Origin of the sequence: Streptomyces sp. NPDC096132, assembly GCF_044763345.1 — a bacterium.
Classification (GTDB): domain Bacteria; phylum Actinomycetota; class Actinomycetes; order Streptomycetales; family Streptomycetaceae; genus Streptomyces.
In genome coordinates this window covers 14,885-41,749 of sequence record NZ_JBIWGA010000048.1, presented here as the reverse complement: position 1 = coordinate 41,749, position 26,865 = coordinate 14,885, and the positions used below count along the sequence as shown (strand labels likewise).

The window sequence follows — 26,865 nt, the reverse complement described above, 5'->3', positions numbered from 1 at the left end:
CGCGGTGACGATGCGGTCGCGGGTCGAGTCCGCGGCGGTCGAAGAAGCCATGTCGTAAGACTACCTAACCAAAAAGTTTTGTTTGGCAAAGGCGGTCGGCGGGGCGTACGGTAAAAACAAACATTTTGGTTTGACCTGAGGAGTGCGTCATGCAGCACCGGACACTCGGCGGCCAGGGACTGAAGGTCTCGGCGATCGGTTACGGCTCGATGGGCCTGACCATGGCCTACGGCCCGGGCGACGAGCAGGAGGGCCTCGCGGCCATCCGCCGTGCCCACGACCTGGGCGTCACCTTCTTCGACACCGCCGAGCTCTACGGCTGGGGCACCGGATCCAACGAGATCCTCGTCGGCAGGGCGGTCAGGGACTTCCGCGACGAGGTGGTCCTGGCCACCAAGTTCGGCTTCGACCTCTCCGACCCGTCCAAGGGCCTGGGGCTCAACAGCCGCCCCGACAACATCCGCAAGGTCGCCGACGACAGCCTGCGCCACCTCGGCGTCGACCACATCGACGTCCTCTACCAGCACCGCGTCGACCCGGACGTGCCGATCGAGGAGGTCGCCGGAACCGTCAAGGAGCTGATCGACGCGGGCAAGGTGAAGTACTTCGGCCTGAGCGAGGCGGGCCCGCAGACCATCCGGCGCGCCCACGCCGTACAGCCGGTCTCGGTCCTGCAGACCGAGTACTCGTTGTTCGAGCGGGACGTGGAGCAGCTCTTCCCGCTCCTCGACGAACTCGGCATCGGCTTCGTCGCCTACTCCCCGCTGGGCCGCGGCTTCATCACCGGCACCGCCAAGCCGGCCGGCACCTACGACGCCACCGACATGCGCAACTCCGACCCCCGCTGGCAGCCCGGCAACTACGAGAAGAACATCGAGGCCGTCGACCAGCTCGCCGACCTGGCCGCCACCAAGGGCATCACCGTCTCCCAACTGGCCCTGGCCTGGCTGCTCACCCGCGGCGAGCACGTCGTACCCATCCCCGGCACGCGCAGCCCGAAGCGCATCGAGGAGAACACCGGCGCCGCCGACGTCACCCTCACCGAGGCCGACCTCACCACGATCGACGAGATCCTGCCCCACGGCGGCTTCGGCGCCCGCTACGCCGAGGGACACGTGCCCACCTGGATCTGACCCCGCCCCAGGTCCGCAGGCGGCTTCGCCGAGCCGCCCGGGCACCTCCCGTCAGACGAACTGCCCCCACCCGAAGGTGAAGAGATACGCCCGGCGGCCCGCCTCCCGGCCTCGGATCCCCCGGAGGAACATGACCGACAGGGCCATGACCACATCATCGCGGAACGACTCGCCTCAGGCGGCGCCCTCCACCGCCGTTTCCGCATGGGTCACGAAGTCCTCCACCAACCTCTCGAAGAGAGAGGCCAGTTGGTGGAGGTCGGATGGGGTCCAGTCGGCCAGGGCGGCGTGCATGCCCCGCAGGCCCGCGTCCCGTATGCGGTGGGCGGCGGTGCGGCCGGCCTCGGTGAGGCGGATGAGATGGGCGCGGCCGTCCTCCGGGTCGGGGACCCGGGCCACGAAGCCCGCCTTCTCCAGTTGCCTGAGCTGGCGCGTGACATGGGACGCCTCGACGGAGAGGCGGACGGCCAGCACGCCGGGGCGCAGCAGCTCGTCCGCGGCGAGGTGGCGCAGGATCGCCACGGCGGCGCGGTCCAGCGAGAACCCGGCGAGCGACATCAGCCGCTCGTGCTGGCGGGCGCGGCCGGCCAGATACGTGATGCGGGTGAGGGCCCGCTCGATCGCGATCACATCGGTGGGGACCGGCGCGGCGGGTGGCGGTGTGGGCATTACTCCACGGTACAGATACTTGCCTAACTCAAGCAAGATCGAGGCGGACTCGCGCACAAAACGAACGAGTCCCACCCCGCCTGACACGGGATGGGACTCGTCACTGGAGCGCCGGGCAGGCCTTGCACCTGCATTTCCCCGCAGGAAGCGGGGCGTCTTTCCTTGGACCACCAACGCAGAGGTCGTTCACCGCTTTTGTTTCCCGGTGACCGGCTCGAGATCAACTTTACCCCATCCGGGGACCACCTGTGCACCACCGATGATCAGGCGACGTCCTCGACCTTCAGCTCCGGACCCACGACGACGGTGACCATGCCGGCCGCCGCCGAGGCGTCCTGCACCGCGCGGACGCCCGGCAGACGCGAGGCGAGTGCCGCGGCCTGGCGTTCCATGCCCGCCGGGTAGGTGACGGTCGTCTTCGTGACGTTCGCGGGGGCGTTGCCCGTACCGGCGAGGCCGTAGCCGGCCTCGGTGAGCCGCTCGGCGACGGCCGCCGCGCGTCCGCCGATGCCGGTGCCGTTGAGCACCTGGAACTTCACGGAGGACGCGTACACCACGTCCTTCTTCGCGGCATCCACCTGCGCCTTGGTGACCTCCTTGTCCTTGGCCAGGGAGGTGAACAGGTCGGCGGCCTGCGGGTACTGCCAGACGACGTTGGCCTTGTCGCTGGGGTCGTCCGCCTCACGCCCGTAGTTCGGCACGGTGAGGAAACTCAGACGGTCGCCCGGGATGCCCTTCAGCTCGTTCGCCAGCCCGTACAGGGGCTGTATGCCGGCCATGTCGGGGTCCGCGGTGAGGGAGTTGGTGACGGACTTCAAAAAGCCGTACATCGCGTCGGCGTCCGTGAGCTTCGCCCGGGCCTTCTTCGTCAGGGCGTCCATGAACTCCTGCTGGCGGCCGATGCGCCCGATGTCGGAGCCGTCGCCGACGCCGTAGCGGACGCGGACGTAGGCGAGGGCCTGCTCGCCCTTCACCGTCTGGCAGCCGGCCTCGATGTCCAGCTTGGAGTTCTTCTCGTGGATGGCCTGCTCGGGGCAGACCTCGATACCGTCCAGCGCGTCGACCATGCCCTTGAAGCCGGAGAAGTCGATCGACATGAAGTGGTCGATGCGCAGGTCCGTGTTGGCCTCGATGGTCTTGATGCTGCACGCGGCGGCCTCGGCGACCTTGCCGCTGCTGCCGCCGATCGCGAACGCCTTGTTGATCTTGAAGTGCTGCGGGTCGGACGTACCGCCGTCGCCCGTCTCGCACGACGGTATCTCCACCCACGAGTCACGCGGGAAGGAGACGACCGAGGCCCACTCACGGTTTGCCGGGATGTGCAGCACCATCAGCGTGTCCGACTGCATGGTGGTCAGGTCCTTGCCGTACTTGGCGTTGGCACCGTCACGGGTGTCGGACCCGACGAGCAGGATGTTCTTCGAGCCCGGGCTGAGGTTCACCGGCCGGTCCGCGCCCAGCTTGTCGTCGACCTCGGCCTGCTTGATGTTGCCGTTGAGGTCCTGGTAGATCCAGGCACCGACGCTGCCGACGCCGAGCACCACCAGGGCGGTCACCCCGCCGCCCCACGCGACGACCCGCCCACGCCGGGTGAGCCTCGTACCGCCCCCGCCGCGGCCCCTGTTGCCCCGGCCGGCCGCCCCCACGGGAGTACGCCCGCGCCCCCTCGTTCCGCTCATCGGCGCTCGCTCCTCCGCATCGGCCGTTCCACCCCGTACACCGTGCTCGGACCGTCGGCGTGGTCACCGCCGAACGCCGGAACCCTGCACACACGCAGGAATACGTCCGGCAAGCACAGACGTCTCAGGAGACGAACGGAGTCGCACAAGGGTTGCCCTCCGGACCGTCAGAAGAGGTCACCCACACGGTCGGTGACGCTCCCTCACGCCTCCGCACCGCTCTCGCGCGCCCGCCGTTCGCCGGACGGCTGACCACCGGGGCGGGCGGTGGGCGGCAAGGATCGACGGCACACCAGCAGCACGTCCCGTACGTCGGAGGGTCCCCCATGTCCGCGCCCACCCCCCTGAACCACTCGGTCTCCGGTTACTCCCTCAACCACGCCTACTGGCTGGCCGAAGCCGCCCGCGCCGCCTACAAGTCCCCCGAGCAGGCCGAACGGCTCGCCGACGGCTGGGGCTTCGACCGTTTCCGTCACTTCTCCTCGCCGCACACCATGCCCTTCCCCCTCGAGGACACCCAGGCGTACGTGGCCGCGAGCGAGCACATGATCCTCGTGGCGTTCCGCGGCACCGAGCCGGAGAACCTGCGGGACTGGCTGAGCGACGCCAACACCCCGCCCGTCCCCGGCCCGGCCGGCAAGGGATTCGTCCACCACGGCTTCCATCGCGCTCTCGACGTCGTGCACCCGAAGGTCCGTGACACGGTCGCCGAGTTCAAGGACAACGGGCAGTCCGTCTGGTTCACCGGCCACAGCCTCGGTGGCGCGCTCGCCATGCTGTCGGGTGCCCGTATGCACTGCGAGGCCCAGGCCCTCAAGGGCCGCACCTTCCGCTTCGTCAACAACAACGACGTGGTCCCGCAGGTCCCGCCGACCCCGGCCTTCCACCACGTCGACGCCGTACGGTACTTCGACGCCGGCGGCAAACTGCACGACCGGATGCCCACGCCGGCCCTGCTCGCCGACAAGGTGAGGGGCGCGACCGCCGACCTCTTCGCACCCGCCTCGGACGGCGTACGGGACCATTTCGTCGACCGGTACGTGGAACTCCTGGAAAAAAGTCTCGGCGCCTGAGTCCCGCCCTGTCACATTCCCGCGGCCGGTTCCGTCAGAGAGGTGTAACCACGACAACGACACTGGAGCTCACGATGGACGCTCGCCTCAACCTCTTCGGCAACCCGGTCGCCGGCAAGTTCCTCCGCTACATCAACTCCGCCGGCAAGGCGGTCTCGGACTCGACGCTGCCGGCCGCGACGCAGGAGCTGGTGAAGATCCGCGCCAGCCAGATCAACGGCTGCGGTTTCTGCACCGACATGCACACCAAGGACGCCACCGCCGCCGGGGAGACCGCCCAGCGCCTCCACCTGGTCGCGGCCTGGCGCGAGGCCAAGGTCTTCACCGACGCCGAGCGCGCCGCGCTGGAGCTGACCGAACAGGGCACCCGGATCGCCGACGCGGCCGGCGGCGTCTCGGACGAGGCCTGGGAGAACGCCGCCAAGCACTACGACGAGGACCAGCTCGCCGCCCTCGTCTCCCTCATCGCCCTCATCAACGCCTACAACCGGCTCAACGTCGTCGTCCAGCAGCCCGCCGGCGACTACCAGCCCGGCATGTTCGGCTGAGCTCCGCGACGGGGGCGGTCACGCCGACGTGACCACCCCCGCCCCCGGATTACCGGGCGTCGATCAGCTGGTACGGCGGGACCGTCACCGTGCGGGCACCGGTGGTGCCGCCGAGGACGACCTTGCGGTACGAGATGTTGTTCTTGGTGCTGGTCTCCTTCAGGCGGTTGGCCGGGTTGGCGACGACCTGGATGTAGTACGTGCCGTTCGGCAGGTCGGTGATGTCGAAGGACTGGCCGGGACGGTACTGGGTGTAGGTGTCACCGGAGCCGACGTCGAGGACCTCACGCACCGAGATGGAGTTCTGCTGACCGCAGGCGGTGGACAGGTCGGTGTTGTACGGGTGCCAGTTGGCGTTCTTCACCGTGTAGTCGACCGCGTCGGTGTTGGCGAGGCAGAACGCCTCCTTGCCGCTCTTGACGATGTCCTTCTTGTCCGCGGACAGCAGGTGGTAGCTGGCGAAGTCCGTGAAGTGCCAGTGCTCGTGGCCGATCCGCGGGTCCCACTCCATGGTGCCGGCCGGGGTGTAGCCGATCTGCTTGCCCTTGGCGTCGTAGAAGTACTGGTACGAGTCCATCAGGTCGGCGCCCGGCTTGCGGAAGCCGTCCACGACGAGCGGGGCGGGGCCCGCGTTCCAGACGTTGGCGCTGAAGGCGAGGTAGTCCCGGCCCGCGGCGTCGCCGTCCTCGCCGTCGGTGATCGCGATGTCCCAGGCGGGCAGGGAGCGCAGGTCCGGCTTGGGCGCGTTGGCCGGGACGCTCGCACGGCCGGTGGGCCGCTTGGTGTTGGCCTTCAGCGCGGGCGCGATGCGCGAGCCGTCGGTGTGACCGGTGCCGTCACCGAGGTGACTGGCCAGGCCGCGGTCCTCGAGGGCGTGGGAGAGGGCGGAGGGGACGGGGGCGTCGGCGCCGCGGGGACCGTAGTGGTGCCCGCCACCGCTCATGTCCATGCCGGACATGCCCGCCATGCCGCTGTGGTCCATGCCGGCCATGTCATGGGACATGGAGCCCCGGGTGAGACCGACCCCGCCCCCTTCGCCGCCGCCGTCGCTGTACTGCCGGACGGTCACCTTGATGGTCGGCTGGTCGTTGGGGATGCCGAACAGGTCGCGGTACTTCTTCGCGACCGTCACCTTGGCCGTGTACTCGCCGGCCGGGAGGTCCACCGGGTTGTCGTACTCGTCGGTGGTCGTGTTGGCCGCCCAGCCCTTCTCCACGCCCCAGACCGAGCCGAGGGTGAAGGGGTTGGTGGGGCAGCTCTCCGGATAGTGCGAGGTGGCCGGCGCGTTGGGACGCAGTCGTCCGGCGGCGTTGTTCGGGCAGAAGGTGCTCTTGACCTTCTTCACCTCGGCGCCGGTGCTGTCCTTGATGGAGATCTCCAGGAAGCCCGGCAGGCCCCTGAAGTCCTTGACGAGCCCGGCGGGCAGCTTCTTCGTGGTCACCTTGGACCCGTTGCGCAGGATCTGCTGCACGACGACCGGGTCCTTGTACGACTTGCGCGTCGTCTTGAACTCCAGCGGCGCGTTGTCGACCGTCAGATAGGTGCCGAGGTCGAAGTTGAGCTGAAAGCCCTCGTCCCACTCGTAGCGGTCGAGGGTCACAGCCTTCGACGCGGCGATCAGCTTGAGCTTGGGCTTCCCGGCCGTGCTCTGCGGCGCCGCGCCGGCACCGGGAGCGGCCCCGGCGACGGCGACGACGGTGAGCGCGGCCCCCGCGGCGAACGCGCCGCGCTTGAGGCCCTTGCGGTGGTGCAGTCTGGTCATCGGTTCCTCGTCTGCGAGTGCCATGGTCAGTGGCATCGGACTGGACAACCCACACCCCGGCCCCCATACGACGGGCGCACCCCGCCCACCCGATCGGGCCGAGGACTGTGAGCACCCTGTGAGAGAGGTAAAAGGCGTGCCAGGGTTGCCTGTTGAGGAAGAAACGAATGATTCAGTCGGCTGCCGAGGGTTCGGCGGCCGAGGAGCGGCGCGGAGCGGAGCGTTCCAAGTGCACCAGGACCGTGCCGTGGAAGCGCTGAACGGCGTCGTCGACGCTGCGGATGAAACCTGACTCCGCGTTGCCCCGGCTGCTGCCCATGCCCTTGAAGAGGGTGAGCCGGAAGCCGGTGATCCGCGCGCCGTTCTTCGGCAGCAGGTCCGCCGGTTCAGGGCGGAGCCGTTCCAGGGTGCCACGCGGTCCGCCCGTGGCCTCCTCGACCAGGGTCTCCACGTGGAGGTCCGCCGGTGCCTCCGCCAGCTTCCGGACAAGCCGCTTGGCCCAAGTCAGGGGGTAGCCCTGGTCGGGCGCCGGAATCTCGACGGACGTCCGCAGCCTGCCGGTGCGCAGGTCGGCACCCACCGCAAGGGGGCCGGGCGCCCCCTCGATCCGCAGTTCGGCCCGCAGCCTGCCGTCGGCGCAGAGTTCGTCGGCCATAAGGACACGGCGCGCTCCGGGATCGGCTCCGCGCCGGGCGCGCTGAACGGGCAGTACCTTCTGGCCGAGTTCGCCGCCGAGCCCCAGGCAGACCTGTCGGACGAGCCGCTCCCAGCTCTCCACGACCTCCAGGGCCCGCGGGTCGCCCTGGCAGAGGGTCTCGTCCTCGATGCCCTTGCGCACGGGAACCCACGCGGCGCCCATGTTCTGGAAACCGTGACAGCCGGAGTTCTCGTGCTGGAGGTAGTGCAGGAGTTCCTGAAGCAGCCAGGCGTGGGCGCTGTTGCCCACGCCCTCGTGCCGAATGAGCATCTGGGCCTGATGGGCCACCTCGGCCCAGGGCAGGTGCCGCAGCGCCACCTTGTGCTTGCGGCGTCCGTCGATCTTCACGTCGACCAGGGGGCTGCCTTCGAGGGCGACGTCGTTGGAGAGCGTGATGACGGCTTCGTAGCCGCGCCTCGCGGCGATGTCCATGTACGCCTGCACCTGCTCGGACCTGAGGGCGTTGCCGTTGGTCTTCGTCTCGATCAGAGCGGTCCACAACTTCCCGGCACGCTCGACCCGGATCACACCGTCGGGACGGCGCGGGGTGTCACCGTGCGGCAGGGACACCTCGGTGAAGGTCTCCATTCGGCCCGCCGGCGCCCCGAAGGCCGCCGTGAGCCGCCGGCCGAACTCAGGGACCTGTGCCATCACGGACAGCAGCACCGAGGTCGCCCGTGTCTCGCGGTCCCGGTCGCTCTTGAGCGCGGAGACCGGGAAGAGCCGGGCGTCCTTCCAGGACTCGTTCTCCGCGAGGGACTTCTTCGCCGTCCTCGGCAGGGTGACCTTCTTCTTGGCGGTACGGGGCCGGGGGCCGGATCTCGTCCGCTCGGTGTCGTCCCCGGCCGGGCGCGGCGCGGGCACCGCCGGGAGGGTGGCCGGAGGCGGCGGTGCGTGCTCGACGCCAGGCGCGGCTACGACGTAGTCCTCGGCATCGTCAGCCTCGGCGTCCACGCCCATGTCCTCGGCGGCGTCGTCCTCGACGTCCACCCCGAAGTCGGTGGCGAGTCCGGCCAGGCCCGTGTCGTATCCCTGGCCTACCGCCCGGAACTTCCACTCCTCCCCGCGCCGGTACAGCTCACCGAAGATGAACGCGCTCACCGATCCGGCGTCGTCGATCGCGAACCGCAGCAGGTCCTCACCGGCTCCGTCGGCCAACGTGACCCTGAGGTCCTCCAGTTCGCCGAAGCGGGCACCCTCGTACCGGCTGGCGGCGACCACGATCCGGTCCACATCGGCCGGGATCACCGTCAGATCGAACCCGATCCGGTCCTCGCTGCCCTCGCCCGTGGGTACCTTGCCCAGGAGCTGCACGCTCCCGTCGGGGGCTACTGGGTGGTTGTAGAAGTAGAAGTCGGCGTCGCTGCGCACCTTCCCGTTCCCGTCGAGCAGGAGAACGGAGACGTCCGCGTCGCCCTCTCCGGTGGGGCTTGCCCATCCGAGGCTCACGATCACCGAGTCGACGTTCTCACTCAGGGTCGCCAACCCCACGTTGGCGCCCTTGACCATCTCGTACACAAGCCCCCCTGACGGCCCCCACCGATGTGACTCGCGACACATGTCACGCGCGGTGAGACTCTAGTGGCAGGAGGGTTGATCTCGGGGCGATCCGCCGGAAAACCGTACGGCGACAGCCGGGAGAGGCCGCCGCAGTCAGGGTTGTCAGCCGCGGCCGACCGGCCGTGTCAGAACCCGTACCTGCCCTTCAGGTGGCGCCAGAGGTCGCGGAGCATCCACGGGGTTATCCGTCCAGGCGTACGTCCTTGCGCCGCAGCCACGGCAGCGGCGCCACCGCCGACCCCATGTAGGGCGTGATCCGCACCTCGAAGTGCAGATGCGGGCCGGTGACGTTGCCGGTGGCGCCGGAGAGGCCGATGCGGGTGCCCGGCGAGACGCGGTCGCCCGGGCGGACGTCGATGCGGGAGAGGTGGGCGTACTGGGTGAAGTAGCCGTCGGGGTGGCGGATCAGCACCTGGTTGCCGAAGCCGTCGCCGCAGGTGGTGGCGCGGACGGTGCCCGGGCCGACGGCGTACACGGGGGTGCCGGTGGGCACGGCGAAGTCCTGGCCGGTGTGCCGGCGGGCCCAGCGGGCGCCCCGCTCGGCGTATCCGGCGGAGAGCCAGTAGCCACGGGTGGGCGCGGTCCAGGGGCCGCCGGTGCGATGGTGCGGGTTGCGGCTGCGCCGGTCCACGGGGCAGCGGCCGCCCTGCCCGGACGGGTCGACCACGACCGGGTCGCCGATCCCCCGCTCCGCCGCCCACAGCAGATCCCACAACCCGGCCCGGATGTCCTCGCGGCGGCGCTCGGCGGCCTCGACCTGGTCGGGACGGGCACCGGCTTCCCGGAGCCGTTCGACCAGCAGGCGGGCCTGCTCGTGGGCGTGGACGGCGGCGTCGACGGCGGTCGTACGGGCTCCGCCGCTGCCGCTGTTGACGCCGCCCTCGGCGCCGGAGGGCGCGGCGGCGAGCAGGACCAGCAACAGGGACAGTCCGGCCGTCGCCGCAGCACGCAAGTGTTCTCGTCGCATATTGGGATCATCAGACCGGTGGCGGGGGCGGGGCGCGGTACGCCACCGGACACGCACCGGGTTTCAGTCGAACGGCCCCGCCGTCAGCCTGCGGTACACGGACGACGACCGCGGATTCGCGGGACACCGCCACACCCCGTGCGGGCAGTAGTCGCTGATGGTCTGGTAGAGCGGCCGCTGCCGGGCGAACCAGGTGAGCATGCCGCGTACGTACGACGGGTTGTCGCCGTTGCGGAACAGCCCCCACTCGGGGTACGAGAACGGCTTGCCGTGCTCCCGCGCGAACCGCACGTGCGCGGCGAGGCCGTACGGCTCGTGGACCTGCTCGTCGAAGGACATGCCGCTCGGCTGGTCGTAGGCGTCCATGCCGAACACGTCGACATACCGGTCGCCGGGATAGCAGGCGGTCCACGGAATCGCGTCCCGGCCCCGGTTCGGCGTGAACTCGAACCGGAACCGCTGCCCACGCACGGACCGCATGGTCTCGACGATCCGCACCCAGTACGCCTTCCAGGCGTCGGGGTCCGGCCCGCACCGGTGGGTGTAGGTGATCCCGTTCATCTCCCACCCGACGACCAGCACGGTGTCCGGGATCCCGAGCGACACGAGCCGTCGGGCCAGCGTCCGGAAGTGCCCGTCGTACGCGCCGTCCGCCCCCCTGCGCAGCAGCCTGCGCACCGCCGCGTCGGACAGGTGCGCCTCCGCGCGGTCCAGCATCGGCACGTTGAGCACGAACAGCCGGTCGGAGCGGGCCCGGCGCCACTCCGCCCAGTGGTGGAGGTCTCCGGGCTCCCCCTCGATGTGGTCCCACGTGTCCCCCGCCAGGTAGGCGTGCCCGACCCGGGGCGTGGCCGGCCCGAGCCAGCCGTCGAGCTCGGAGATCCGCCGCACCCCCTCGGAGCCGTATCCGACGTAGGCCCCGAAGGGCGCGGGCGGCGGCCCGCCGGCCTCCTTCCCGTCGGGCACCCCCGCCGCCCACTCCCCGCCGGGGACGCACGCGGGTCCGGCGACGAGGACGAGGACGACCAGAAGGAGCCTCAGGAAAGGGCGAACGGGACGACGGGAGCGGACGGGACAAAGTGGACGAACTGCCGACTGAAGCACCCGGTCATGATGACGTCCCGTCCCCCGGCCGCACCCCGGACTCGCCATCGAACCACCCGTACCGGGGACGCGGCTCCCGCACGAGGAACACATCCACGGCATCCTCCCGCTCCAGCGTGAACCCGTGACGCTCGTACAGGCGGCGGGCCGGGCTGCCCTGAAGCACGTTCAGACGCACCCGCCGGCCGTCGCGGTCGGCGGTGTCCAGCAGCCCGGCGAGCACGGCGGTGCCGATGCCCCGGCCCTGGACGTGCGGGGCGAGGTAGAAGTGCTCCAGCCAGTCCGCGTCCTCGGCCGGACGCAGGGCCACGCTGCCGGCGAACGCGCCGTCGGCCTCGATGACCAGGGTGTGCGCGGGCACGAACCCGTCACGCAACCGCTGCCGTACCCGGTGCTCGTCGTAACGGCCCAGCCGTTCCAGGTCGGGCCGCATCACCACCGCCCGTACCTCCGCCACCGCCTCGAGGTCACCCGCCGTGGCCGGCCGTGTGTTCCAGTCCGCCATGGCGGCGATGCTACGGCGGCTTGGGCGGGCAACCCGGAGCGGGTCCGGCGGCAACCAACGAGCGAAACGGAACGTACGTGCATCCCGCCGTCGCCGAGACCATGGTCAAGTCTCGACACTCCGAGCATTTCTACCCGGAAGGTCCGTCTCGTCACCAGAGCGTGAGGGCTTCGGTTTGAGTACGGTCTCTCGTTTCTGTCTGGCGCTGGTGCGGCAGGGTTGCGCCACCTGCCCGCCCCGCTCCGGCCTTGCGGCGGGGGCGGGTGGCGCGGGTCTTCTGGTCGGCTCCACGAGGCTTCGACACCTTGGCGGTGTCCTGGTCTCCGGCCACTCCGGTACCAGTTGCTGCTGCCGCCGCGAGGGCGGCGAGGTTGCGGGCTGCATTGTCGTCCCGGTCGATGACGAGGCCGCAGGCGTCGCATTCGTAGGTCCGGATGTGCAGCGGCAGCTTGGCTTTCACCGCGCCGCACCCGGAACAGGTCTTCGAAGAGGGGTACCAGCGGTCGGCCACGATCACGCGGGTCGCGTGCCGCTGATGGGACTTGTAGACGAGCTGGCGTCGGATCTCACCGAATCCTGCGTCGGCGATCCTGCGGGCGAGGCGCCGGTTGCGGAGCATCCCGGCGACGTTGAGGTCTTCGATCACGACGGTGCCGTATTCGGCGGTCACGGCGGTGGTGAGTTTGTGCAGGGCGTCGGCGCGGAGGTTCGCGACCCGGTGGTGCACCCTATTGCGGGCGGCGTTGGCTTTCTCCCACCGTCTGGACGGCTTGCGTCCGGTGCGGCGGTCGGGGCCCTGGCGGCGGGACACCACGCGGGAGGCCCGGCGCAGGAGCTTCAGGGCGTTGTCCAGGTGCCTGGGGTTGGGGACCTCGCGGATCTCTCCGGAGCTGTCGGCCATCACCGCGAGTGTCTTCACTCCGAGGTCGATCCCGACCGTCGTGTCCAGGCGGGCAACGCGGTGGATCTCCCGCTTGACCTCCGTCTGGAAGGAGACGAACCAGCGTCCTCGTTCGTGTCGCACGGTCGCGGACAGGATGCGGGCCGTCCCGGTCCGGACGCGGTCGAGGAGGCCCCGGGCGGGCTCGTGGACGCGAATGGTGCCCAGGCGGGGCAGCGTCACGTGTCGGCCGTCCGGCTCGATACGGATGGTGCCTGTGGTGAACCGGCAGGTGAGGCGGGCCTTCCGCTTGGAGGCCGCCGACGGTGGACACCGCGCGCCCCGTGAACCATGCTCCCCACCATGATCCGAGCCGCCACCGTCCACGACGTCCCCGAGATCCGCGCCATGATCGGCGAACTCGCCGCCTACCACCGGGAGGTGGAGCAGGCCCGCGCCACCGAGGAGCAGCTCCGTGAGGCGCTGTTCGGCGAACTGCCCGCCGCGTACGCGCTGATCGCCGAAGACGACGAGACGGCCGCGACGGTCGGGTTCGCCCTGTGGTTCCCGAGCTTCTCGACCTGGACCGGCGTGCGCGGCATGCATCTGGAGGACCTGTTCGTCCGCCCGGGGGCGCGCGGCGCGGGCCATGGCAAGGCGCTGCTCGCCGCGCTCGCCGCGGTGTGCACCCGAGGTGGCTTCGAGCGCTTCGAGTGGTGCGTGCTCGCCTGGAACGAGCCGACGATCAACTTCTACAAGTCGATCGGCGTGCAGATCATCGACGACTGGCGGGTCTGCCACCTCACCGGCGAACCCCTCGCCGCACTCGCCGCGCAGGCCCCGCCGGTCAGCGGCTGAAGTCCCGCAGGCCGCTGAGCTTCTCCGGGTTCACCTGGAGACGGAGGTCCCGCATCCGGCCGTCCACCAGGTCGAAGGTGAGCGCGCCGACCGGCGTCCCGCCGACGACGTACACCACGCCCAGCTGCCCGTTCAGCACGGTGGGCCGCATCCGGACGCCCGCCGACTGGGGTTTGGCGAGGACGCCGAGGATCCAGCGGGCCACGTGGTCGGGGCCGTGCAGCGGCCGGCGGGCGGCGGTGACCTTGCCGCCGCCGTCGGACCAGCAGGTGACGTCGGGGGCGAGGAGTTCCAGGAGCGCGTTCAGGTCGCCGCCCTCGCAGGCCTCGATGAAGCGGGTGGTGAGTTCGGCGCGGCGGGTGTCGTCGGCGTCGAAGCGGGGGCGGCGGGACTGGACGTGGGCGCGGGCGCGGTGGGCGGTCTGGCGGACCGTCGGCTCGGGCCGGCCGAGGATGCCGGCGATCTCCGCGTGCGAGTAGCCGAAGACCTCCCGGAGCACGAACACGGCGCGCTCCACGGGTGTCAGGGTCTCCAGCACCACCAGCATCGCGGTGGACACGGTGTCCGCCATCTCCGTCTCCTCGGCCGGTGTGTCGGGTGCGGTGAGCAGGGGCTCCGGCAGCCAGGGGCCGACATAGCGCTCGCGGGTCGCGCGGGCGGAGGTGAGCCGGTTGAGGGACAGGTTGGTGACCGTGCGGACCAGGTAGGCGCGGGGGTTGCGGACGGCGGCCCGGTCGGCGGTGTGCCACTGCAGCCAGGCGTCCTGCAGAACGTCCTCGGCGTCGGCGACACTGCCCAGCATCCGGTAGGCGGTCGCGAACAGCAGCCGCCGGTGCTCCAGATAGACGTCCGTCTCGGTCATGGCTCCATCGTCTCCCAGGGCGTAGCCAGTGCCCCGGCACTAGGCGGCGCGGCCGGCCTTCGACACCGTCGCGGTCACGTTCATCCGCCTGCTGAGCCGGTAGAACGGCACCGGGCTGGAGCTGACGGCCTCCTTGTAGCGGACCGCGAGGCGGCCCTTGAGGTAGGCGCGGCGGGGGGTGTCGTCGGGGTGGGTGAACTGGATGACGGCGTCCCGGCGGCCCAGGCTCACCGCCTGGTGGACGTACCCGAACCGGAACGGCCCGGGCTCCTTGCCGCGCAGCCGGCGGGCGACGGCGTCGGCGGTGTACTGGGCGGTCGGCATCCCGCTCCCGCAGGTCCCGTGCAGCAGCCCCCACGGCATCCGCACGGCGGCGGCGTCGCCGATCGCGTACACGGAAGGGTGCGAGACCGACCGCAGCGTCGCGTCGGTGACGATCCGGCCGCGCTCGTCCACCGTGAGCCCGGCCTCGGCGGCCAGGGCCGGGACGCGCACTCCGGCCGTCCACACGCACGCCTGGGCGGCGACCGACTCCCCGCCCGCCAGCTCCACCACGTCCGGCAGCACCTTCGTGACCGGCAGCCCGCTGCGCACCTCGACCCCGAGCCGGTCCAGCGCCCGGCGCAGATGGGCCCGGGCCCCCGCGCCCATGAGCGCGCCGGGTTCCTCGGCGCCCACGAGGGTGACGTGCAGCCGGGGGTACGACTCGGCGATCTCCGTCGCCATCTCGACACCCGTGAGTCCGCTGCCGCAGACGGCCACCGTCTCCACCTCGCCGAGCCGGGCCGCCAGCCGCTCGGCCGCGTCCCGCCCGTTGAGCGTGCAGGCGTGTTCCTGCGCCCCGGGCACCCGGCTCGTGTCGGTCGCGCTGCCGAGGGCGATGACGAGGGTGTCGTACGCGAGGGTCGCGGCGCCCGCGTCGAGGGTCACCGTGCGCGCCTCGGGGTCGAGGTCGGTGGCGGTGCCCCGGACGAAGACGACGCCGGTGCCGGTGAGGAGGTCGGGGATGCGGTGGTCGGCGAGGCGCTGACCGGTGGCGGTCTGGTGCAGCCGCAGCCGCTCGGTGAACCGGTCGGACGGGTTGACGAGCGTGATGCGTGCCCCGGTGCGCCGGGTGCGGTGGGCGAGCCGGATCGCGGCGAACAGGCCCGCGTAGCCGGCGCCGAGGACGACGATGCGAGGGTGGGTGTTCATCGTGACCACTCCCTGTGGGTGACGGTGACGCCCATGGGACAAGTGGCCGGGGCCGGACGTGACAGCCCCCCCATGTGACGCCCGTCACACTTGGTGGGGGCTGCCCCGCCGACCAGGGGCAGCCCCGCGAACCGCCGGGGAGGGTCCGGTGCCGGACGCCTGCCATGACAGCCGACCGAGGGACCGGCCTGTCGGCCCCCGGCCCGTCCCGTGCCCCGGGCGGCACCACCAGGCTGCCGCGCCGGGGGCGGCGGCGCACACCGGTGCGCGGAAGATCCGTACACCTACCCCACAGGGGACCCGCGCGCGCCCCTACCTACGTACCCCTACGGTCCGGTCACCGTCGCCGGGATCTCCGTGCGCGAGGTGATGCCGAGCTTGGCGAGGATGTGCTCGACATGGGCGTCCACCGTGCGCTTGGAGATGACGAGCCGCTCGGCGATCTCCCGGTTGGACAGCCCCCGCGCGACCAGCGCGGCGACCTCCCGCTCGCGCCGGGTGAGGGAGTCCGCCGAGCGGGGCCCGCCACGGGGAGCGGGCGGCCGTACGGCGAACGCGGGTCCTCCCGCCACCGGCACCTCCGCCTCCGCCTCCGCCCGCACCGGCTGCGGCACCGGCGTCTCCGCGTCCGCCCGCACCGCCTCCAGCACCTCCCGCCCCGACATCCGCGCCCCCGTCTCCCGCCACCGCTCGAACGCCTCCGCGCCCAGCGCGGCCCACACCGCCCGCTGCACCGCCTCCTGCTCCTCGACCAGGCGGGGCAGCAGCGCCACCGGGTCCCCGCTGAGCCGGCGCGCGTTCTCGGCGTACCCGAGCAGCCAGCAGGCCCGGGCCCACCGCCCGCCCCGGGCCGCGTGCCAGGCGAGCCCCAGCGCGGCCAGCGCCCCGACCAGCACCTCACCGATCTCGCTGACGGCCTCGAGCCCCCGCCGCAGACACGCCTCGCCCTGCGCGTCCTCGCCGGTCAGCATGTGGATGACGCCCTTCGTCGTCACCGTCGACGCGTACAGCTGCCGCTCGCCCCACCCCTCCAGATACGCCAGCCCGGTCGCGCACAGCTCCAGCGCCCCCGCCGTGTCCCCGAACACGGCCCGCAGCAGGGCGGCCTCGTAGTGCACGACCCCGATCCCGAGCCGGTCCCCCGACGCGACGATCCGCAGCCGGGCCGCCTCCACCTCGGCGAGCCCCTGCTCCACGGCCCCGCCGAAGGCCGTCAGGGCCCCGAGATACGCCTCCGCCGACAGCTCCACCCGCGACTCGCCGACCCGGCGCGCCACCGCGTGCGCCTGCGGGAACCGCTCCAGCGCCGTCTCCAGATCCGCCGTCCACACCCCGAAGATCCCGGTCATCAGCAGCGCCCAGGCCCGCTCTGGACAGTCCTGCTCCACCCGCTCCAGCGCCTTGTCGATCCAGTGCCGGCCCTCCGACAGGGTCCCCGCCGCCCGCCAGTACGGCCCGAGCCGGGTCGCCAGCCACAGCGCGTCCACCGCCCGCCCCGGGGCCGCGCACCCGTACTCCAGGGCGGCCCGCACATCGGCGATCTCCTCCCGCACCGCCCGGTGCAGCCCCACCTGCGCCGGACTGAGGAACTCGTCCCAGAACCGTCCGACGAGCCGCTCGTAGTGGGCGAAGTGCCGCTCCCGTACGGCGTCGGCGGCACCGTCCGCGCCGGCCGGCCGCCCGGCGCCGTACTCCCGGATGGTGTCGAGCAGCCGGTACCGCCCGCCGTCCTCCCCGATCCGCCGCACCACGGACTTGTCGACCAACCCGATGAGCGCGCCCACCACCTCGCCACGCGGTAACTCCCCGCCCCCGCACACGACTTCGGCGGCCGACAGCTCGAAGGAACCGGCGAACACGGACAGCCGCGCCCACAGCAGCCGCTCCTGCGGGGTGCACAGGTCGTAGGACCAGTCGATGGCCGTGCGCAGGGTCTGGTGCCGGGTGAGAGCGGTGCGGCGCCCTCCGGTCAGCACCTCGAACCGCTGGTCCAGCCGTGCGACCAGTTCCGCGAGCGGCACCGCGCGCAGCCGGACGGCGGCGAGTTCGAGGGCGAGCGGCATCCCGTCGAGGCGGTCGACCAGCGCGAGCGTGCGATGCCGGTCGGCCTCACCGAGGGTGGCGACGGCCGCCGCCCGCCGTAGAAAGAGCTCCAGGGCGTCCTCCCTGCTCAGCGGGGCGATCGGGACGCAGTGCTCGCCGGGCACGTCGAGCGGCTGCCGGCTGGTGGCCAGTACGGTCAGGCCCGGAGCCTCCCGCAGCAGGATGTCGCAGAGCATCGCGCACGCGTCGACCAGGTGCTCGCAGGTGTCCAGCATCAGCAGCATCCGCCGCTCCCGCAGATGCTCCACGACCGCGTCCAGCGGGGTCATCCCCGGCTGCTCGGGCAGCTGCAGCACCCCGGCGAGGGTGGCGGGCACCAGCTCCGGATCGTGCAGCCCGGACAGTTCGACCAGCCACACCCCGTCCCCGAACCGTCCCGCGGCGGCCCCGGCGGCCCGCAGCGCCGTACGGCTCTTGCCGACACCACCCGGCCCCACGAGGGTGACGAGGCGGAACCGCCCCACCGCGCCTCTGATCAGGGCGAGTTCCTCGGCTCTGCCCACGAAGCTGGTGATCTCCACGGGAAGTTGGCCGCCGCGCCGCTGCCCGAAGCCGAATCCCATGCCACTCCCGCACACGCTCTCCACCGATCCACCCATCAATCATCACAGCGTAAGCACATGATCGCCGAGCGTGAGGCTCGCCTAGGTGTCACCGGGGAGGGGGACCGCCGTCGAAAATCCGCGCGAGGGATGAACGCGGCGGAGAACTGACGCGCCAGTACAAGAAGGCGACGCGCCGGTACGAGAAGGCGAAGCGCTGACCCGCGCCTCCCTTGGCCATCCGTCCGGGTGACCCGGCATGCGGGGGAAGCCGGCCACCCCTTCACTGGAAGGAGTCCCGCGGGAGACACCAGGAGGCGAGATGCCGCGCACCAAGGGCGTGCTGCTGACGGCGGCGGCGGTCTGCTGTGCCGCCGTCCTGACCGGCTGCTCGGACGACGACACCCCCTCGTCCGTGTCGTCGGCCGCCAGCAAGGCCGCCTCCGCGGCGGAGTCACTGGGCCGCGAGGCCTCGTCGGCCGCGTCCTCGCTCGCCTCGGAGGCGGCGTCCGCGTTCGCCTCGGCGACGGCGGAGGCGGGCCGTGAACTGGACGAGATCAAGAACGGCGTCGACGTGACGTCCGACGTCGAACTCGGCACCCCGGGCAAGGACAAGGACGGCCGCGCCACGGTCGACGTCACCGTCACCAACACCACCGACTCGACCAAGTCCTTCGCGGTCCAGGTCGACTTCACCGACACCGGCGGCAACCGCCTCGACACGGTCGTCGTCACCCTCTCCGACGTCGCCGCCGGCAAGACCGGCACCGCCACGGCCCGCAGCAACCGCGACCTCTCCGGCGATGTCAGGACACAGGTGGCGAGGGCGGTGCGGTACTGAGCCGCCGTCAGCGGCTCCACATGCGCGAGTCCGCCCACCGGCGCAGAATGAGAAGCACGGGACCCGTCCGGCCGGCGTGAGAACGCGGCCTTCGCCACGAGTCCCCGCTGCAGGGGATCTCGTGAGTCACCTCATCGCACAGCCCTCCGAGGAGGGATTCCCCATGCGCTGCGTCTGCGGCATCCTCCCGCCGTTCATCCTCGAGAAGCTCACCGAGGCCGACAATCCGCACGTCCGCGAGGCCGCCCACGACACGCTGGCCGTGGACGCCGATTTCCGGGAGAACCGGATCCTCTCGCCCAGCCTGGTCTCGCCCGCCACGCCCACGGAGTTCGTGCTGGAGCGGACGATCTACGACACCCACCACTCGGCGGACCTGCCGGGCGACCTGGTGAGGGCGGAAGGGCGTGACCCGTCGCTCGACGGGGTCGTCAACCGTGCGTACGAGAACCTCGGTCTGACCTTCAGGCTCTTCCAGGAGGTCTACGCCAGGCACTCGATCGACGACGCCAATCTGCCGCTGGACGCCACGGTCCACTACCGTCGCCGGTTCAACAACGCCTTCTGGGACGGCGAGCGGATGGTCTTCGGCGACGGTGACGCCCGCGTGTTCAACGACTTCACCATCGCGCCCGACATCATCGGCCACGAACTCGCCCACGGCGTCACGCAGTACACCGCCGGCCTCGTCTACCAGGACCAGTCCGGCGCGCTGAACGAGTCGATCTCCGATGTCTTCGGTTCACTGGTCAAGCAGTACGACCGCCACCAGACCGCCGACCAGGCCGACTGGCTGATCGGCGCGGGCCTGTTCACGCCGCAGATCCGTGGGCAGGCGCTGCGGTCGATGAAGGAACCGGGGACCGGTTTCGACGACCCGCTGCTGGGCGGCAAGGACCCGCAGCCGGCCCATATGACGCACTATGTGCACGGCAGCTTCGACCACGGCGGCGTGCACATCAACTCCGGCATCCCCAACCACGCCTTCTACCTGACCGCGATCGCCATCGGCGGCTTCGCCTGGGAGCGGGCGGGACGGATCTGGTACGAGACGATGACCTCCGGGCAGCTCTCCGAGACCTGCGACTTCGAGGAGTTCGCGCGGGCGACGAGGGACACGGCGGAGCGCCTCTACGGGACCCGGCACGAGCTGGAGTCGGTGGTCAAGGCCTGGTCCGACGTGGGTCTCAGCGTCCACTGAGCCTCCGCCGACATGCGCATCCGGCTGATCAGGAGCGGTGGGCTGCTCGGGCTGCCCCGCCGGGCCGAGGCGGACACCTCCGTCCGGCCCGACGGGGCCGCGCTGGAACGGCTCGCGCGCGAGGTCCTCGCCGAGGCCGAGGAGCGGCACCCGGCCGGGCCCGGCGTGCCCGACGCCTACCAGTACACGCTGACCGTCGACGACCAGCCTCCGGCCGAGTTCACCGACCCGGGGCTGACGGACGCCCAACTCCAGCTGGTGGAACGGGTGCTCGGGGAGGGCTTCTGAACCGGGCGAGTCGATTCTCGAGTCGAGTAGGGCACCCCTGGCCGCCTGAGTAGCCGTACTCAGGAGAGATCCTTCCGCTTCCCGCAGGCTGATGGCACACGCCGACGCGAGGTCGAGCGAGAGGCCGAGAGGGATAAGCCATGAACAGCAGCAGCCGAGTCCGCCGTACGTCGCGCCGGTCCGTGCCGGTCCTGGCCCTGGCCTGCGCCATCGCCGCCGGGCTGCTGTCCGCCTGCTCGTTCTCGATCCAGGACGCCCAGTGCGGCGGAGGCCAGTACCCGGTCCTGGCCGTCGGCAGCAGCGGCAGCGACTGCGTGGACAACGGCCAGGAGCCGCCGAAGGGGTACGCCCGCTACCCGGAGGGCAAGGTCCCCGAGCACGTCGGCGACCAGTGGGACGAGTACTGGAGCACCCGCACCCTGGACGAGAACGGGAAGATCATCACGATTCCCGAGGGTCAGCGAACAGGGCTTTTCTTGACCGATATTGACGACCCGTTGACCACTTCTCTCCAGACTCCGGGGGAATTCGCGGGCGAGAGCTGACGAACCCCCGGCCTAGATTCGCAGCATGTCCATGCCACAGCCGAGGCCTGCCGCTACTCTCCCCGTCCTCCCCTACCGCAAGCCCACCAAAGGCCGCGACTACTGGGTGCTGGACGACGTCTTCCCCGAGGCCGGCATCGCGGCGATCCGGGAGCGCTGTCTGGCCAAGGACGACTGGGTCGAGGGGTACCCGTACACCTCCGAGAGCTGGCCCGGACTGCGCACCATGCCCGGCCTGGAGCCGGGTGAACTGGCCCGGGTGGAGCGGCTGGTGAGGCAGGCGACCGGCGCGCGGCGACTGTGGGTGCAGCAGGCGCCCGGCGGCGGGACCCTCAACCACAACTGCGTCCAGGTCGTCGGCGAGGGCGAGAGCACGCCCCGCCCGCACTCCGACTCGCGCGCGCTGTGCCGGTACGCGGCCGTGCTGTACCTCAATCCCGCCCAGCCCAAGGACTGCGGGACCAGCTTCTACCGCCAGTCCCTCCCCGGAGGCCGGCTCGGCGGCAACGTCGTCCAGGCCCCGCACACCAACCTCGTCGAGGCCCTCGGCACCCGGTTCGTCACGGCCGACGCCTTCGAGGAGGACGTACGGGTTCCGCACAAGTACAACCGGCTGCTGCTCTACCACGCCAACCTCGTGCACAGCGCGACCGGTTACTCCGGTACGACGCTGGAGGAGAAGCGGATGACGGCGGTGTTCTTCTGGATGGCCTGAGTCAGGCCACTACGGCGAGCTCGCGGTGGGCGCCGCCGAGCCACCGGACGCCGTCGGCCGTGCAGGTCACGGCGTCCCCGAGGCGCACCCCGAGACGGCCGGGCAGCAGGATGCCCGCGGCGGCCTGGACACACATGCCGGGCGCGAGGAGCTGGGTGCCGCCCGGGGCGAGATACGGCGGCTCGTAGGGGGTGACGCCGAGGCCGTGGCCGGTGGCCGGGAGGGCGTGCTCGCCGTGCCCGGCGTCCGCGAGCACCGCGCGGGCCGCCCGGTCGGCCTCCGCGCACGGCACCCCGGGGCGCATCGCCGCCAGGGCGGCCTCCTGGGCCGTACGGACGATCTCGTGCACCCTGCGCACCTGGTCCGGTGGCGGCCCCACATGGACCGTGCGGGTGAGGGCGGAGGCGTAGCCGTCCCGGCGGCCCCCGAAGTCCAGGACGACCGTGTCGCCGGGTTCGATCCTGCGTTCGCCTGACCGGTGGCCGGGGTCCGCGCCGTGGGGGCCGGAGGCGACCCGGGCCCGGTCGACCCGGTCGTGGCCGTGGGCCCGCAGCAGACCGGCGAGGTCGGCGGCCAGCTCGGACTCGCGGCGGCCACTGAACCGTACGGCCAGGACGGCCTCGTAGACCGCGTCCGCGGCGACGGCCGCCGCGGTGAGGCGGGCCGTCTCGTCCTCGTCCTTGACCGCGCGGAAGAGGGGAAGGGCGGTGGACAGGGGCCGGTAGGTGGTGAGGGGCAGGGCCTCCTCCAGGCCGAGGAGGTGCACGGACCACGTGGTGTCGGAGATGCCGTAGTGACCGTGCGGCAGGAGCAGACCGGCCGCGGCGGCGTACGGGTCCTGGTCGTCCTCCCAGGTGCTGACACGGACGGCACCCGCGGCGGGGGCCGAGGCGGCGACCGCGCGGTCGCGGGCGGGGACCAGGAGCCGGGGTTCGCCCTCGGGGGTGAGGACGAGGAGCGTGAGACGGTCCGGGGCGGTCCGCGGGCGGTAACCGCACAGCCGGATCAGGTCGGGGCCGGGGGCGACGAGAAGCCCGGTCAGACGAGCGGCGGCCACCTGGTCCGCGGCCCGGCGCAGCCGGGCGACATACACCTGCCTCCCGAAGGGCGCGGGGCCCCCACCGCGTTCCGTCTCGTCCTCGTCAGGCGTCATCCCCCCATTCGACCCGCCGAGCGCCGCGGAGGAGGGGTCGGGTGGGCCGTATGGGTGGGCGGTACGAAGAGGCAACCCTCCCCCGAACCACGGCATCATCCGCCTGCCAGAGCGGCACCCCCTGGCCCGGGCGGCACCCCCTGGCCCGGGCGGCACCCCTGGCCGGGCGGCACCCTCTGGCCGGGCGGCACCCTCTGGCCGGAGCGGCACCCACCCGCCCGCGCGGCACCCCCTGGCCGGAGCGGCACCCACCCGCCCGCGCGGCACCCCCTGGCCGGGCGGCGCCCCCTGGCCGGGCGGCACCCCCTGGCCGGAGCGGCACCCACCCGCCCGCGCGGCACCCCCTGGCCGGGCGGCACCCCCTGGCCGGAGCGGCACCCACCCGCCCGCGCGGCACCTCCTGGCCGGGCGGCACCCCCTGGCCGCGCGGCACCCCCTGGCCGGGCGGCACCCCCTGGCCGGAGCGGCACCCACCCGCCCGCGCGGCACCCCCTGGCCGGGCGGCGCCCCCTGGCCGCGCGGCACCCCCTGGCCGGGCGGCGCCCCCTGGCCGGGCGGTGCCCACCTGCCGGGCGGCGCCGGGCGCCGGGTCGCGCGGGTCAGCCGGGCGTCGACACCTCGTCCCCCACCGTCACCCTCCCCGGTGTGCGCACCGCGAAGTACGCGCCGAAGACGACCCCGCCGCCGTCCCGCACCCTGCGGTAGTCGGCGAGGGTGCGCAGGGGTTCCGGGCCCGCACGGCGGCCGGTGTCCTGGTCGATCGTCGTGATGGCGCAGCGGACCGTGCGCTCGGTGAAGGCGAGTTCGGTGCCGGCGATGGTGAGGCGGGGGAGGGCGTCCTCGGTGTGGGGGGTGGTCCAGCCGTCGATCACGAGGTTGGGGCGGAAGCGGTTCATGGGGAGGGGGCGGGCGCCGCGCTCGGCGATGCGCCGGTTCAGGGCGTCCAGGCTGGCGCGGGAGACGATGTGCAGGCGGGAATGGTTTCCGGCGGGCGGGCGGACCAGCCGGCTCGGCCGGCCCAGCACCTCCGTCAGCCAGTCCTCGGCCTCGCCGCCGTCGCCCGTCACCCTCAGCGGCTCGCTCCCCGGTGCGCTCAGCGTCAGCTCTCCGTCCCGCAGCTGCGGGACGATCAGGGCGAGCCGGGGGTCCGCCCCCTGCCAGCGGAACTCGCCCCGCTCGTCGACGATCGCGTAGGCGCGGTCGTGCGGCAGTCCGGCCGGTGTCACCGTGGCCTCCGTGAGCGGGACCCCCGCGCACCCCTTCAACGGGTAGTACGTGATCCCGGCGACGCTCGCCCTCATCGACTCCCCCTCCCGACAACCGAGTTCAGAAGTGAGTTTCTTGTGGGAACTCACCGTTCCGCAAAGATTTTACGAACTTCATAGAGTCGCGGCGCCCCTTCGTCCGTACTTCTCTGCGTCCGACCCGCCGGAGTCCCACCGCCGGCGGGTTCCCGACCGGGCAGGAGGAACGGTGCAACTCTCGCGGAACGCGATGGGAACTCTCTTCGTGGGCGGAGCCCTGACCTTGACTCTGGGCGCCCTGGCCTACCCCTCGATGCTGGGGTTGGACACGGTGTCGACGTCCACCGACAGAGTCATCGCCAACACCCAGTGGGGTCCATTGACCGAGGGTGACCGCGACTTCGTCGTGAAGGTGCGGGCCGCCGGTCTGTGGGAGTACCCGCTGGGCCAGATCGGCCTGCAGAAGGGCACGAGCAAGGCGGTCCTCACCGCGAGCGAGCACCTCGTCGACGGCCACGCGGCCCTCGACACCACCTGCCGCAAGATCGCGCCGATGCTCAACATCACGATCCCCAACGTGGCGAGCCCCCAGCAGGAGGGCTTCGTGACCCAGCTCAAGGGCGAGACCGGCGCGCAGTTCGACACCGACTTCGCCAACATCCTGCGCATGACGCACGGTTCGATCTTCAACACCGTGGCGAAGATCCGCTCGACGACGAAGAACTCCCTGGTGCGCGCCCTGGCCGACCAGGCGAACGACACCGTCCTCGACCACATCACGGTGATGGAGAAGACCGGCCTGGTCGACTTCGACTCGACGATCTTCCAGCAGACCACCGCGCCCAAGCTGCCCAAGTCGGACCTGACCCCGCCGGCCCCGCCCGCCGGTCAGCCGCAGGTCGTCCTCACCCCGCCGCCGAACGCCACCTCCACCCCGGTGGACATCGACGGCATCGCGGGCGGCGCGGCCAACTCGACAGCCGGCGCCGCCGCGAACGCGGGCACGGGAGGCTAGGCCAGCCACACCGTCGTGTCCGGTGGCAGCGGGCCCGGCCCGGTGCCGTCGGACTTCGGTGCGCTGCTCAGCAGCACCTCCCCCGGCGGCAGCGGCACCGGCGCGGCCGACAGGTTGGTGACGCACCGCCAGCCGTCCGAGCGGGCGAAGGCCAGCACGCCGGGCGGGGTGTCCGGCTGCCAGGTCAGTTCCTCTCCGTCGAGGAGTTTGCGGCGCAGGCGCAGGGCCGTGCGGTACAGCTCCAGGGTGGAGCCCGCCACACCGTCCTGCGCCTCGACCGCGTACCGCGCGAAGGACGTCGGCTGCGGCAGCCAGGCACCGGCGGCGCCGAAGCCGTACGACGGTCCCGTGGTCGTCCACGGAAGGGGGACCCGGCACCCGTCGCGGCCCTTGCGGACCCGGCCCGTCTGCTCCCAGAGGGGGTCCTGGAGGACCTCCACGGGCAGACCGGCGACCTCGGGCAGACCCAGTTCCTCGCCCTGGTAGACGTACGACGATCCCGGCAGCGCCAGCATCAGCAGCGTGGCCGCCCGGGCCCGGCGAAGCCCGTGCGCCTCGTCCACGGCCGGTGCGTGGCCGCCCGACAGCAGCCAGGTGTTCTCGTCCGTGCCGGGCGGAAGCATGAGGCGGGAGGGGTGGCGTACGACGTCGTGGTTGGACAGCACCCAGGTCGCCGAGGCACCGGCGGTGCGGGCCGTGGCGAGGGAGTCGGTGATCACCCGCCGGATCGCGTCCGCGTCCCAGGAGGCCTGCAGATACTCGAAGTTGAAGGCCTGGTTCAGTTCGTCGGGGCGGGCGTACAGGGCGCGTCGGGCGCCCGGGACCCAGGCCTCGGCCACCGCCGTGCGGGGCGGGGAGTAGGCGTCGAGGACGCGGCGCCAGTCGCGGTAGATCTCGTGGACCTCGTCGCGGTCGTAGAAGGGGTGGGTGCCGGCGGGCAGCCGGACGAGGGCCTCCTCGCCGCTCAGTTCCGGTGCGCCCAGGTCGCGCAGGGGTTCGCCGAGGTCCTTGGCGAGGGCGTGGGCCACGTCCACGCGAAAGCCGTCGACGCCCCGGTCGGACCAGAAGCGCAGGGTCGTACGGAAGTCCTCGCGGACCTCCTCGTGGCGCCAGTCGAGGTCGGGTTGCTGACGCGTGAAGAGGTGGAGGTACCACTGGCCGTCCGGGACGCGCTCCCAGGCGCTGCCGCCGAAGACCGACTGCCAGTCGGTGGGCGGGAGTTCGCCGTGCGGGCCGCGTCCGTCGCGGAAGACGTAGCGGTCGCGGGCCGGGGAGCCGGGCCCCGCGGCCAAGGACTCCTGGAACCAGGGGTGCCGGTGCGAGGTGTGGTTGGGGACGAGGTCGACGATCACCTTCAGGCCGAGGCGGTGGGCCTCGGCGGCCAGCGCGTCGAAGTCGGCCAGGGTGCCCAGGCGCGGGTCGACGTCCCGGTAGTCGGCCACGTCGTAGCCGCCGTCGGCGAGTTCGGAAGGATAGAAGGGGCTGAGCCAGAGCGCGTCGACGCCGAGGGAGGCGAGATGGGACAGCCGGTCGGTGACGCCCCTCAGATCACCGAGGCCGTCTCCGTCGGCGTCGGCGAAGCTGCGCGGGTACACCTGGTAGACGACTGCCTGGCGCCACCAGTCGGGGTTGCGGGAGGAGAAGTCGGTCACGGACGGAAGTCTGTCCAGGTTGCCGGGAAAGCGAACGTCCGGGTGGTCCGGAGGGGATCGTTCCACACGTGATGA

Annotated in this window: 23 protein-coding genes and 1 pseudogene; 10 read left to right on the top strand and 14 right to left on the bottom strand. The window is 71.8% G+C overall.

Annotated elements, in window-relative coordinates; all coding sequences use genetic code 11:
• The first annotated feature begins 149 nt into the window (after positions 1-149).
• On the top strand, positions 150-1,133 hold the full coding sequence (locus ACIRF9_RS49530; protein ID WP_403836992.1) for an aldo/keto reductase: 984 nt from the start codon (positions 150-152) through the stop codon (positions 1,131-1,133).
• A gap of 174 nt (positions 1,134-1,307) precedes the next feature.
• Here ACIRF9_RS49530 and ACIRF9_RS49525 read toward each other — a convergent pair whose 3' ends face one another.
• Entirely contained in the window at positions 1,308-1,802 is a 495-nt protein-coding gene (locus ACIRF9_RS49525; RefSeq protein WP_403836991.1) for a MarR family winged helix-turn-helix transcriptional regulator, read from the bottom strand.
• 263 nt (positions 1,803-2,065) lie between these two features.
• Positions 2,066-3,481, bottom strand: coding sequence for an LCP family protein (locus ACIRF9_RS49520; protein WP_403836990.1), 1,416 nt, complete (start codon positions 3,479-3,481; stop codon positions 2,066-2,068).
• A 326-nt stretch (positions 3,482-3,807) separates the two neighbouring features.
• On the opposite strand from ACIRF9_RS49520, the gene ACIRF9_RS49515 reads away from it, so the two are divergent.
• The gene (locus ACIRF9_RS49515) at positions 3,808-4,554 is read left to right on the top strand and encodes a lipase family protein (RefSeq protein ID WP_403836989.1); all 747 of its coding nucleotides are present in this window, start codon (positions 3,808-3,810) and stop codon (positions 4,552-4,554) included.
• Positions 4,555-4,628: 74 nt separating this feature from the next.
• Positions 4,629-5,102, top strand: a complete 474-nt coding sequence (locus ACIRF9_RS49510; RefSeq protein ID WP_403836988.1) for a carboxymuconolactone decarboxylase family protein — start codon at positions 4,629-4,631, stop codon at positions 5,100-5,102.
• 49 nt (positions 5,103-5,151) lie between these two features.
• Here ACIRF9_RS49510 and ACIRF9_RS49505 read toward each other — a convergent pair whose 3' ends face one another.
• The 6 genes from ACIRF9_RS49505 to tnpB all read right to left on the bottom strand — a co-directional run bounded on the left by ACIRF9_RS49505 (position 5,152) and on the right by tnpB (position 12,964).
• Positions 5,152-6,888 (bottom strand): lysyl oxidase family protein, encoded by a 1,737-nt coding sequence (locus ACIRF9_RS49505; protein ID WP_403836986.1) that lies wholly within the window; start codon positions 6,886-6,888, stop codon positions 5,152-5,154.
• A 148-nt stretch (positions 6,889-7,036) separates the two neighbouring features.
• The gene (locus ACIRF9_RS49500) at positions 7,037-9,079 is read right to left on the bottom strand and encodes a TerD family protein (RefSeq protein ID WP_403836984.1); all 2,043 of its coding nucleotides are present in this window, start codon (positions 9,077-9,079) and stop codon (positions 7,037-7,039) included.
• 223 nt (positions 9,080-9,302) lie between these two features.
• The gene (locus ACIRF9_RS49495; protein WP_403836982.1) at positions 9,303-10,088 is read right to left on the bottom strand and encodes a M23 family metallopeptidase; all 786 of its coding nucleotides are present in this window, start codon (positions 10,086-10,088) and stop codon (positions 9,303-9,305) included.
• Between the two features lie 63 nt (positions 10,089-10,151).
• Complete coding sequence (locus tag ACIRF9_RS49490; protein ID WP_403836980.1) at positions 10,152-11,054, bottom strand: glycoside hydrolase family 26 protein; 903 nt, start codon at positions 11,052-11,054, stop codon at positions 10,152-10,154.
• A 142-nt stretch (positions 11,055-11,196) separates the two neighbouring features.
• A complete protein-coding gene (locus tag ACIRF9_RS49485) occupies positions 11,197-11,697 on the bottom strand; it encodes a GNAT family N-acetyltransferase (RefSeq protein WP_403836978.1) in 501 nt (166 codons plus the stop codon).
• 151 nt (positions 11,698-11,848) lie between these two features.
• Positions 11,849-12,964 (bottom strand): IS607 family element RNA-guided endonuclease TnpB, encoded by a 1,116-nt coding sequence (gene tnpB / locus ACIRF9_RS49480; protein WP_403836976.1) that lies wholly within the window; start codon positions 12,962-12,964, stop codon positions 11,849-11,851.
• On the opposite strand from tnpB, the gene ACIRF9_RS49475 reads away from it, so the two are divergent.
• On the top strand, positions 12,941-13,435 hold the full coding sequence (locus tag ACIRF9_RS49475; RefSeq protein ID WP_403836974.1) for a GNAT family N-acetyltransferase: 495 nt from the start codon (positions 12,941-12,943) through the stop codon (positions 13,433-13,435). The genes tnpB and ACIRF9_RS49475 overlap by 24 nt on opposite strands.
• On the opposite strand, the gene ACIRF9_RS49470 is transcribed toward ACIRF9_RS49475, so the two are convergent.
• The 3 genes from ACIRF9_RS49470 to ACIRF9_RS49460 form a co-directional block, all read right to left on the bottom strand.
• Positions 13,425-14,297 (bottom strand): RNA polymerase sigma-70 factor, encoded by an 873-nt coding sequence (locus ACIRF9_RS49470; RefSeq protein ID WP_403836972.1) that lies wholly within the window; start codon positions 14,295-14,297, stop codon positions 13,425-13,427. The genes ACIRF9_RS49475 and ACIRF9_RS49470 overlap by 11 nt on opposite strands.
• 39 nt (positions 14,298-14,336) lie before the next feature.
• A complete protein-coding gene (locus ACIRF9_RS49465; protein ID WP_403836970.1) occupies positions 14,337-15,491 on the bottom strand; it encodes an NAD(P)/FAD-dependent oxidoreductase in 1,155 nt (384 codons plus the stop codon).
• Positions 15,492-15,817: 326 nt separating this feature from the next.
• Positions 15,818-18,157, bottom strand: coding sequence for a LuxR C-terminal-related transcriptional regulator (locus ACIRF9_RS49460; RefSeq protein WP_403836968.1), 2,340 nt, complete (start codon positions 18,155-18,157; stop codon positions 15,818-15,820).
• A gap of 301 nt (positions 18,158-18,458) precedes the next feature.
• Between ACIRF9_RS49460 and ACIRF9_RS49455 the strand changes: the two genes are divergently transcribed.
• From ACIRF9_RS49455 to ACIRF9_RS49435, 5 genes and pseudogenes are all read left to right on the top strand, one after another.
• Complete coding sequence (locus ACIRF9_RS49455) at positions 18,459-18,977, top strand: FxLYD domain-containing protein (protein WP_403836966.1); 519 nt, start codon at positions 18,459-18,461, stop codon at positions 18,975-18,977.
• 163 nt (positions 18,978-19,140) lie between these two features.
• Positions 19,141-20,178 (top strand): M4 family metallopeptidase, encoded by a 1,038-nt coding sequence (locus ACIRF9_RS49450; protein WP_403836995.1) that lies wholly within the window; start codon positions 19,141-19,143, stop codon positions 20,176-20,178.
• 12 nt (positions 20,179-20,190) lie between these two features.
• Positions 20,191-20,466 (top strand): protealysin inhibitor emfourin, encoded by a 276-nt coding sequence (locus ACIRF9_RS49445; RefSeq protein ID WP_403836964.1) that lies wholly within the window; start codon positions 20,191-20,193, stop codon positions 20,464-20,466.
• 140 nt (positions 20,467-20,606) lie between these two features.
• A pseudogene (locus ACIRF9_RS49440) lies at positions 20,607-20,924 on the top strand (SCO0607 family lipoprotein); the annotation flags it as partial.
• Positions 20,925-21,036: 112 nt separating this feature from the next.
• Positions 21,037-21,726, top strand: coding sequence for a DUF6445 family protein (locus ACIRF9_RS49435; RefSeq protein ID WP_403836962.1), 690 nt, complete (start codon positions 21,037-21,039; stop codon positions 21,724-21,726).
• Between the two features lies 1 nt (position 21,727).
• Here ACIRF9_RS49435 and ACIRF9_RS49430 read toward each other — a convergent pair whose 3' ends face one another.
• Together ACIRF9_RS49430 and ACIRF9_RS49425 are read right to left on the bottom strand one after the other, a co-directional pair.
• Complete coding sequence (locus ACIRF9_RS49430) at positions 21,728-22,879, bottom strand: M24 family metallopeptidase (protein WP_403836960.1); 1,152 nt, start codon at positions 22,877-22,879, stop codon at positions 21,728-21,730.
• Between the two features lie 599 nt (positions 22,880-23,478).
• Complete coding sequence (locus ACIRF9_RS49425) at positions 23,479-24,180, bottom strand: MOSC domain-containing protein (protein WP_403836959.1); 702 nt, start codon at positions 24,178-24,180, stop codon at positions 23,479-23,481.
• 193 nt (positions 24,181-24,373) lie between these two features.
• Between ACIRF9_RS49425 and ACIRF9_RS49420 the strand changes: the two genes are divergently transcribed.
• A complete protein-coding gene (locus tag ACIRF9_RS49420; RefSeq protein ID WP_403836994.1) occupies positions 24,374-25,138 on the top strand; it encodes a DUF4142 domain-containing protein in 765 nt (254 codons plus the stop codon).
• Here the strand turns inward: ACIRF9_RS49420 and ACIRF9_RS49415 are convergent.
• Positions 25,135-26,790, bottom strand: coding sequence for a glycoside hydrolase family 13 protein (locus ACIRF9_RS49415; protein WP_403836957.1), 1,656 nt, complete (start codon positions 26,788-26,790; stop codon positions 25,135-25,137). The genes ACIRF9_RS49420 and ACIRF9_RS49415 overlap by 4 nt on opposite strands.
• Positions 26,791-26,865 lie beyond the last annotated feature (75 nt).

Coding starts and splice junctions, on each gene's coding strand:
- ACIRF9_RS49425 (WP_403836959.1), bottom strand. CDS start 24,180: ATGAGGGCGAGCGTCGCCGGGATCACGTACTACCCGTTGAAGGGGTGC.
- ACIRF9_RS49520 (WP_403836990.1), bottom strand. CDS start 3,481: ATGAGCGGAACGAGGGGGCGCGGGCGTACTCCCGTGGGGGCGGCCGGC.
- ACIRF9_RS49445 (WP_403836964.1), top strand. CDS start 20,191: ATGCGCATCCGGCTGATCAGGAGCGGTGGGCTGCTCGGGCTGCCCCGC.
- ACIRF9_RS49435 (WP_403836962.1), top strand. CDS start 21,037: ATGTCCATGCCACAGCCGAGGCCTGCCGCTACTCTCCCCGTCCTCCCC.
- ACIRF9_RS49475 (WP_403836974.1), top strand. CDS start 12,941: ATGATCCGAGCCGCCACCGTCCACGACGTCCCCGAGATCCGCGCCATG.
- ACIRF9_RS49505 (WP_403836986.1), bottom strand. CDS start 6,888: ATGGCACTCGCAGACGAGGAACCGATGACCAGACTGCACCACCGCAAG.
- ACIRF9_RS49470 (WP_403836972.1), bottom strand. CDS start 14,297: ATGACCGAGACGGACGTCTATCTGGAGCACCGGCGGCTGCTGTTCGCG.
- ACIRF9_RS49525 (WP_403836991.1), bottom strand. CDS start 1,802: ATGCCCACACCGCCACCCGCCGCGCCGGTCCCCACCGATGTGATCGCG.
- ACIRF9_RS49465 (WP_403836970.1), bottom strand. CDS start 15,491: ATGAACACCCACCCTCGCATCGTCGTCCTCGGCGCCGGCTACGCGGGC.
- ACIRF9_RS49510 (WP_403836988.1), top strand. CDS start 4,629: ATGGACGCTCGCCTCAACCTCTTCGGCAACCCGGTCGCCGGCAAGTTC.
- ACIRF9_RS49460 (WP_403836968.1), bottom strand. CDS start 18,157: ATGGGATTCGGCTTCGGGCAGCGGCGCGGCGGCCAACTTCCCGTGGAG.
- ACIRF9_RS49450 (WP_403836995.1), top strand. CDS start 19,141: ATGCGCTGCGTCTGCGGCATCCTCCCGCCGTTCATCCTCGAGAAGCTC.
- ACIRF9_RS49420 (WP_403836994.1), top strand. CDS start 24,374: ATGGGAACTCTCTTCGTGGGCGGAGCCCTGACCTTGACTCTGGGCGCC.
- ACIRF9_RS49515 (WP_403836989.1), top strand. CDS start 3,808: ATGTCCGCGCCCACCCCCCTGAACCACTCGGTCTCCGGTTACTCCCTC.
- ACIRF9_RS49495 (WP_403836982.1), bottom strand. CDS start 10,088: ATGCGACGAGAACACTTGCGTGCTGCGGCGACGGCCGGACTGTCCCTG.
- ACIRF9_RS49485 (WP_403836978.1), bottom strand. CDS start 11,697: ATGGCGGACTGGAACACACGGCCGGCCACGGCGGGTGACCTCGAGGCG.
- ACIRF9_RS49430 (WP_403836960.1), bottom strand. CDS start 22,879: ATGACGCCTGACGAGGACGAGACGGAACGCGGTGGGGGCCCCGCGCCC.
- ACIRF9_RS49455 (WP_403836966.1), top strand. CDS start 18,459: ATGCCGCGCACCAAGGGCGTGCTGCTGACGGCGGCGGCGGTCTGCTGT.
- ACIRF9_RS49530 (WP_403836992.1), top strand. CDS start 150: ATGCAGCACCGGACACTCGGCGGCCAGGGACTGAAGGTCTCGGCGATC.